This is a genomic window from Knoellia aerolata DSM 18566 (assembly GCF_000768695.1).
Taxonomy (GTDB): Bacteria; Actinomycetota; Actinomycetes; order Actinomycetales; family Dermatophilaceae; genus Knoellia; species Knoellia aerolata.
This window is the reverse complement of record NZ_AVPL01000046.1, coordinates 21,614-28,946: the sequence shown is the minus strand read 5'-3', so window position 1 is coordinate 28,946 and position 7,333 is coordinate 21,614. Positions and strand designations below refer to the sequence as shown.

7 protein-coding genes are annotated in these 7,333 nt (G+C 72.0%); 1 reads left to right on the top strand and 6 read right to left on the bottom strand.

Translation table 11 applies throughout. The features are described 5' to 3' along the window. The 5 genes from N801_RS19875 to N801_RS14375 form a co-directional block, all read right to left on the bottom strand. Positions 1-672: thermonuclease family protein (locus tag N801_RS19875; RefSeq protein ID WP_211254739.1), on the bottom strand; the 672-nt coding region annotated here is incomplete at its 3' end. 47 nt (positions 673-719) lie between these two features. After that, complete coding sequence (locus N801_RS14390) at positions 720-1,598, bottom strand: ABC transporter permease (RefSeq protein ID WP_035939189.1); 879 nt, start codon at positions 1,596-1,598, stop codon at positions 720-722. Then, positions 1,595-2,725 carry an ABC transporter permease gene (locus tag N801_RS14385; protein ID WP_035939187.1) on the bottom strand — a complete coding sequence of 377 codons (1,131 nt, stop codon included), beginning with the start codon at positions 2,723-2,725 and terminating at the stop codon, positions 1,595-1,597. The genes N801_RS14390 and N801_RS14385 overlap by 4 nt, the downstream gene beginning before the upstream one ends. Further along, positions 2,722-4,323, bottom strand: coding sequence for an ABC transporter ATP-binding protein (locus tag N801_RS14380; RefSeq protein WP_035939185.1), 1,602 nt, complete (start codon positions 4,321-4,323; stop codon positions 2,722-2,724). The genes N801_RS14385 and N801_RS14380 overlap by 4 nt, the downstream gene beginning before the upstream one ends. 12 nt (positions 4,324-4,335) lie before the next feature. Further along, entirely contained in the window at positions 4,336-5,406 is a 1,071-nt protein-coding gene (locus N801_RS14375) for a BMP family ABC transporter substrate-binding protein (RefSeq protein ID WP_035939182.1), read from the bottom strand. Between the two features lie 296 nt (positions 5,407-5,702). Here N801_RS14375 and N801_RS14370 point away from each other — a divergent pair, with 296 nt between their 5' ends. Then, positions 5,703-6,815 carry an NAD(P)-binding domain-containing protein gene (locus tag N801_RS14370; protein WP_052113094.1) on the top strand — a complete coding sequence of 371 codons (1,113 nt, stop codon included), beginning with the start codon at positions 5,703-5,705 and terminating at the stop codon, positions 6,813-6,815. 19 nt (positions 6,816-6,834) lie between these two features. Here N801_RS14370 and N801_RS14365 read toward each other — a convergent pair whose 3' ends face one another. Then, the gene (locus tag N801_RS14365; RefSeq protein WP_035939179.1) at positions 6,835-7,266 is read right to left on the bottom strand and encodes an OsmC family protein; all 432 of its coding nucleotides are present in this window, start codon (positions 7,264-7,266) and stop codon (positions 6,835-6,837) included. Between the last annotated feature and the right edge of the window lie 67 nt (positions 7,267-7,333).

Sequence of the window (7,333 nt, the reverse complement as noted above, 5' to 3'; positions counted from 1 at the left end):
AGGGGCGGCCGCCGGGGCGGCGCACGCGGCGCTCCACACCCCGAGCCCGGCGGCCCTGGCCCGCTGCTGCGCGGCGAGGTGGGCGTCGCGGTGCAGGTAGGGCTTGGCGTAGGTGTACTCCCTGCCGAAGCCGCCCTCGATGAGCGCCGTCCCGACGAGGGTGCCGTCCTGCGTGACGACGTGACGCAGCAGCCGTCCGAAGCGGTCGCGGTCGCCCTGGCTGGGGTCGAGCACGAGCTGGACCGACCGGCTCTGGACGAGGCTCTGCATCCTGCTCGCCGCCTTCTGGGCCCAGCACTCGCCCCCGGTGAGCTCCGGAGTGTCGATGCCGATGAGCCGGACCCGCTCGGTCGTGCCATCGATCCGCACCCTGATCGTGTCGCCGTCGGTGACGCCGACGACCGGGACGAGGACGGCGGCGGCCGCGCGGGGGCGGGCCGGGGCTGGGGTGGGGGCCGAGGCGGCGGCCGACGTGGGGGACGTCGACGGCGTCGCTGACGGTGCCACGGTGCTCGCCGAGACGGACGGGCCCGCGTCCGAGGACACGGCGATGGCGGTGAGCGCCACGACCCCGAGGACGCCGAACAGCGACAGCGCCAGGGCGCCGAGGCACAGGGCGATGACGACGATCCGCCCACCCCTGCGGGAACCCTGCCGACCCGTGTTCAGCACCCGGCGAACCTACTGGCTCGACCCGCGCCGACGTGGGCGAACGGCCGCTATCCGACGATGCGGGACTCGCGGTCGTAGTTCTTGCCGAGGAACTGCGGCACCAGGGCCCAGCGGAGGGCGAAGACCATGACGAGCAGCGTCGCGAGGTAGGGGAGCATCGAGACGAACTGGTGCGGGATGCCGATGCCGGAGACCTGGGCGCGCTGGGCGAGGACGTCCATGGCGGCGAAGAACGCCGCGCCGGCGAGGATGAACTGCGGGCGCCAGCCACCGAAGAAGGCGAGCGCGATCGCGAGCCAGCCGCGACCGGCGACGATCCCGTCGGCATACACGCCGGAGAAGACCATGGGCAGGTACGCACCACCGACGGCCATGAGGGCCGCCCCGACCGTGCCGGCCCACATGCGGGTCCGGGCGACGTTGATGCCGAGCGAGTCGGCCGCCTTCGGGTTCTCGCCGACCGAGCGCAGGCGCATGCCGGCGTCGGTGCGGTAGAGCCACCACCAGAGGAAGACCGACAGCCCGATGGCGACGAAGACCATGGCGTCCTGGCCGAGCACGAGGTCCGGCAGCGGCTTGATGCGCGGCGGCTCGTCGTCGCCGATGACGATCCGGTAGAGCAGCGACGCCGTGCCACCGGCGAGGAAGAACAGGGCGAGGCCCACGACGAACTGGTCCAGCCGCAGCGAGGTCGTCGCCCACGAGAGGATGAAGCCGACGACGGCCCCCGCGAGCGCGGCGACGATGAGACCGACGACGTTGCCGCCCATCTTGAGCGAGACGAGGTAGCCGACCGCGGCACCGAGGAGCATGAGCCCCTCCTGGGCGACGTTGAAGATGCCGGCGCGGCCGCTGAGCATCGTCCCCTGCGCGACGAAGAGGAACGGCACCATCGCCGTGATCGTGAGGGTGAGGAACTCGGTCATGCGAGTGCTCCCTTGGCGGCGCGTGAGGCTCGTGCCCGTCGGAACCGTTCGGTCGCGACGTCGGACATGAGGAGGAAGAGCAGGATGAGCCCCTCGAGGATGAGCACGATCTCGACCGGCGCGCCGGAGACCCGCTGCATCGAGCCGGCACCGACCTCGAGGACGGCGATGCCGAAGGCGACGAACGGGACGGCCGTGAGGGAGCCGCGGGCGATGAGCCCGATGATGATGCCGAGCAGCAGGAAGTTGGACTGGACGCCCTCGAGCGTGCGCTGGTGCACCCCGGCGACCTCGATCGCCCCGGCGAGGCCGGCCAGGGCACCCGCGACGACCATCGAGGTGACGGCGACGCGGCCGGTGCGGATGCCGTGCAGCCTGGACGCCCGCTCGTTGAGCCCGACGGCGCGCAGCTCGAAGCCGGCGACGCTGCGCTTGGCCATGACGGCGGCGACCACGGAGACGAGGACGACGATGAGGACGCCGGTGTGCATCGGCGGTCGGCCGATGCCGGGGAGGACGGCGCCCTCGCCGACGGGCAGGGTCACGGCGCCACCGGCGCCGGGGTCGGACCAGACGACGGAGGCGACGTAGTCCAGCACCTCGAACGACACGAAGTTGAGCAGCACCGTCGAGAGGATCTCGTTGATCTTGAAGGACTCCATGAGCCAGGCCGAGATCGCCGCCCAGACCGCACCGGCGAGGATGCCGACGAGGATGACGAGCGGCAGCAGGATCACCATGGGCAGCTCGGACATGGTGATGCCGACCGCGGCGGCACCGACGGTGCCGAGGATCATCTGGCCCTCCCCGCCGATGTTGAACCGGCCGGCACCGAGGGGGATCGCGAAGGCCAGCGAGAGCAGCGTCAGCGGCGCCCACTTGTGCAGGGTCTGCACGAAACCGGTCTGGTTCCGGAACGAGTTGGTGAGGACGGCCCGGAACGCCTCGGTCGGGTCGTGCCCGAGCGCGGTGATGATGATGCCGACGACGACGAACGCGGCCAGGACGGCGACGGCATACGGGATGGCGGCGAACGCGAAGGACCTGGCGCGCTGCGACAGCGGCGGGGCGACGGCGACGTCGGTGACCTCGGTGGCACCCGGGTTCTCGGTGACGTCGTTGCTCACGCGCCCACTCCTGTCATGAGGCGACCGAGGTCGTAGGGGTTGGCCTCGCCGCGGGCGAACTCGCCGACGAGCCGGCCGGAGTAGGCGACGGTGACGCGGTCCGCGAGGGCGAGCACCTCGTCGAGGTCCTCCGAGATGACGATGACGACGCACCCGTCGGCCGCGGCGCGGCGCACCCGGTCGTAGACGAACTGGGTCGAGCGGATGTCGAGCCCGCGCGTGGGGTTGTGCAGCAGGAGCAGCGTGGGTTCGTGGGCGAACGCCCGCGCGAGGATGACGCGCTGGATGTTGCCGCCCGAGAGCTGGCCGCAGGGTGTCGCGGCGCTGGGCGTCTTGACGTTGAACTCCTTGATCGCCTCGACGGCCTCGCTGCGCGCGGCGCGCCAGTTGATCATCCCGGCCCGCGAACGGGTCCGGTGCGACCCGAGGACGAGGTTCTCGGTGATGCCCGCCCCGGGGAGGATGCCGTCGCGCTGACGGTCCTCGGGGACGTAGACGACGCCGCGGCGCAGCCACGTCGCGGTGGGACGCCCGACGAGCTCCTCGCCGTCGACGACGAGCGAGCCGGTCGCGGTGCGGGTGCCGGTGAGGGCCTCCGCGAGCTCGCCCTGGCCGTTGCCGGCGACACCGGCGATGCCGAGGATCTCCCCCGGTCGCAGGGAGAGCGACACGTCGTCGACGAGCGGCTTGCCGCCGGACCCTGCGACGGTGAGGCCGCGGACGGTGACCCGTGCAGGGGTGTGGGTCACCGTGCCCGCGGCCGCTCCCCCGGACGGAGCCTTCTGCGCACCCGGCAGGGCGTGCGTCAGGGTGGCTTCGCCGAGCTCCTCCTCACCGAGGGCGACCTGGGCCGCCTCGGCCAGCGCGGCCGCCTCGGCGTCCCCACCGGCGACCTCACCGATCATCGTCGCGGCGAGGTCATCGGCCGTGGTGTCGGCCTTGTCGACCGTGGTGATCCACCGGCCGTCCCGCATGATCGTCATCCGGTCGCAGACCTCCATGGTCTCGCGGATCTTGTGCGTGATGAGGACGACCGACATCCCGTCGTCGACGATCGCGCGCATCGAGGAGAAGAGGTCGTCGACCTCCTGCGGGGTGAGGTTGGTCGTGGGCTCGTCGAGGACGAGGATGCGCGCGCCGCGGTAGAGCGCCTTGAGGATCTCGACGCGCTGACGCACGCCCACCGGCAGGTCGGCGACGCGGGCGCTGGGGTCGACGGTGAGGCCGAACCGCTCGGACAGCTCGGTGATCCGTTGCGCCGGGGTCTGCGACGAGCCGTCCGCCGCGGTGAGCGTCGAGGAGTCCGTGCCGAGGACGATGTTCTCGGCGACGGTGAAGACGTCCACCTGGAGGAAGTTCTGGTGGACCATGCCGATGCCGTGGGCGATCGCGTCTCGGGGCGAGCGGATCTCGACCTCGCGGTCGTCGACGGAGACCGTCCCCGAGTCCGGCGCGTAGAGGCCGTAGAGGACGTTCATCAGCGTGGTCTTGCCGGCCCCGTTGCCTCCGAGCAGGCCGTGGATCTCGCGTTCTGCGACGGTGAAGTCGACCCCGTCGAGAGCCACGACCGGCCCGAAGGTCTTCCGGATCCCGGACATCCGGAGCAACGGTCAGCCGATCTTCGCGGTGTTGAGCTCGACCTTGACCGCGCCGGACTTCACGTCCTCCATCGCCTTGTCGACGGCGGCCTTCGCGTCGGCGGGCACGCTGTCGGACATCTCGATCGTCACGCCGGTGTCGAAGCCGAGGAGGTAGTTGCCCTTCTCCTCGCCGCCGCCGATCTTGCCGAGGACCTCGGCGAGCGGCTTGTCGAAGTCGTAGACGAGGCTGCCCGCGTAGTGCTCGCCCGCGGCCGCGGACTTGTCCGTGTACTTGGCGGTGACCCAGCCGTCGCCGGCCGGTCGGCCCTCGAACGCCTGGAAGGTCCCGGTCGAGCCGACGTTGAGCGAGCCGACGATGACGTCGGCACCCTGGCCGAGCAGCTGGGTGGTGAACTGCTGCGCCTTGGCGGCGTCGTTGAAGTCACCCGTCCAGACCGGCTTGATCGTGGCCTTCGCCCCGGAGTCCTCGATCGCCTGCTCCATCGCGTGGACCTCGGCCATCGAGAACGGGAGGGAGAGGCCACCGACGTAGCCGATGGTGCCGGTCTTGCTCAGCTTGGTGGCGAAGACACCCATCCCGTAGAAGCCGAGGTGGAACTGGCGGTCGATGGTCCAGACGTTGGCCGGCTGGTCCTTGGGGAGGCCGTCGTACTCGGCGATGAAGTTGACGTCCGGGTTGTTCTTGGCGACCTTGGCGGTGGCGTCGTAGAACTGCGAACCGTGGGTCCACACGACCGTGGCGCCGTCGCCGACGGCCTCGGTGAGGCGGGCCTCGACGTCGGTGACGGCGACCTTCTCGCTGAACGAGATCTCGGCGCCGGCCGACTCGGCGGCCTTGAGCGCCCTGAGGCCGATGGCGTTGTAGTCGGCGTCGTTCGTGGGGCCGGAGAAGATGGCGGCGATGACCTGCTTGTCGCCACCTCCGTCACCGTCCCCGGTGCTGGCCTCGGGGTCGTCGCTGCCGCCGCACCCGGCGAGCACGAGCGCGGAGATCGAGGCGAAGGCGAGGGTCGTGGCCGCGCGACGGGTCAGGCGTCCCGTGGCGGTGGAGGCGGTGAGGGGGGAGCGCAGAACGGTCATGACGAGTCCTCTGGTGGACGGGACCGACGCATGGGGGCGGGGGTCGGTCACTCGGTGTGCCCGAAAGTCTGTTGCGTCGGGCCAAGGACCCTCACTGGCAGCACCTGCCCAAGGGTGACCCGGTCAGTTGGCAGTCTCGACCGAACCACACCCCTTCTGTTGCGGGCTCGTGACGCGTTCGTTGCCAAAGGCCACCGTATGCCGTCCGCCCACGCCGGGTGCCCCCCGCAGGCCGGCGCCGGCGTGGCCGACGCCGGGGCCGGCATACGGGGCCGGCTTGCGACGTTGGACGCGACGTGGACGTCTGGGACTCGATCGTCGTCGGTGCCGGCCAGGGAGGTCTGGCCGCGTCCCACTTCCTGACCCACCGAGGCGTCGACCACCTCGTGCTCGACGCCAACCCGGCACCCGGCGGGGCGTGGCAGCACCGCTGGGACTCCCTGACGATGGACGACGTCCACGGCGTGGCCGACCTCCCCGGCCAGCCCGCACCGGCCCGGTCCGGCGAGCGGGCGAACCTCGCGGTCCCGAGCTGGTTCGCCGACTACGAGCAGCGGCAGCACGTCCCGGTCGAGCGGCCCGTCGACGTCACCGCGGTCACGAGCGAGGGCGACCTGCTCGTCGTCCACGCCGGGGACCGCCGGTGGCGGACCCGCACCCTCGTCAACGCCACCGGGACGTGGACGCGGCCGAACTGGCCCGACCACCCCGGGGTGGCCGACTTCGCCGGCGAACAGTTCCATACGGCCACCTACCCCGGCGCGGAGCACCTGCGCGGCAGGCGGGTCGTCGTCGTCGGCGCGGGGGCATCGGCGGTCCAGCTCATCGGCGAGCTCGCACCCGTCGCCGACGTCGTGTGGGTCAGCCGCCGACCACCGCAGTGGCGCACGGGCGAGTTCGGGCCGGAGACGGGCCTGCAGGTCGTCACCGAGGTCGAGCGACGGGTCGTCGCCGGGCTCCCCCCGACGAGTGTCGTCGGCGCGACCGGCCTCATGCTGCGCGAGCAGGAACAGGCGGCGGCGCGGCTCGGCGCGTACGACGACCCGCGCCCCATGTTCGAGCGCCTCGAGGAGCACGGGGCGAGGTGGTCCGACGGGACGCTCGAGCGAGCCGACGCCATCCTCTGGGCGACCGGCTTCCGCTCGGCCGTCGACCACCTCGACCCGCTGGGCCTGCGCGGGCCGCAGGGCGGGATCCCGCTCCTGCGCGTGCCCGGCAACGTGCAGGCCGCCACGACGGCCGCCCGCGACCCGCGGGTCCACCTCGTCGGGTACGGACCCTCGGCGAGCACCATCGGGGCGAGCCGCGCCGCACGCCGGGCCGCCATGGAGGTCGCCCGGCGGGTGGGGGCGACCCCCGCCCGCCCGGACCGACCGGCGCGTGCCGAACCCGAGGAATTGGCGAGTTAGGTGCGCAGGGTCACTCGCCTCACTCGGAGAGGCTGGCCTCGAGGCTGATCGGCACCGCCTTGAGCGCCTGGCTCACGGGGCAGCCCTCCTTGGCGCCCTCGGCCGCGGCCTGGAAGTCCTCGGCGGACATGCCGGGGACGGCGCCGACGACCGAGAGCACGATGCCGGTGATGCCGGTGCCGGGCACGAACGTCACGGCGGCGGTCGTGTCGAGGGAGGTCGGCGGGGTGCCGGCCTTGGCCAGGGCGCCGGAGAAGGCCATGTTGAAGCAGGACGAGTGCGCCGCGGCGATGAGCTCCTCGGGGCTGGTCTTCCCGTTCGCCTCCTCGGCGCGAGAGGGCCAGCTCACGTCGAAGGTGCCGACGCCGGACGACTCGAGGGTGACCTGGCCGTTGCCGGTGAGGAGGTCGCCCTCCCAGTGGTTCGTGGCCGTGCGGGTGGTTCCTGCCATGGCGTTCTCCTTGGATCGTCGAGGTGGCTGACCTGCCCAGCCTGTCGTGCGACCCGTGCGCACACAA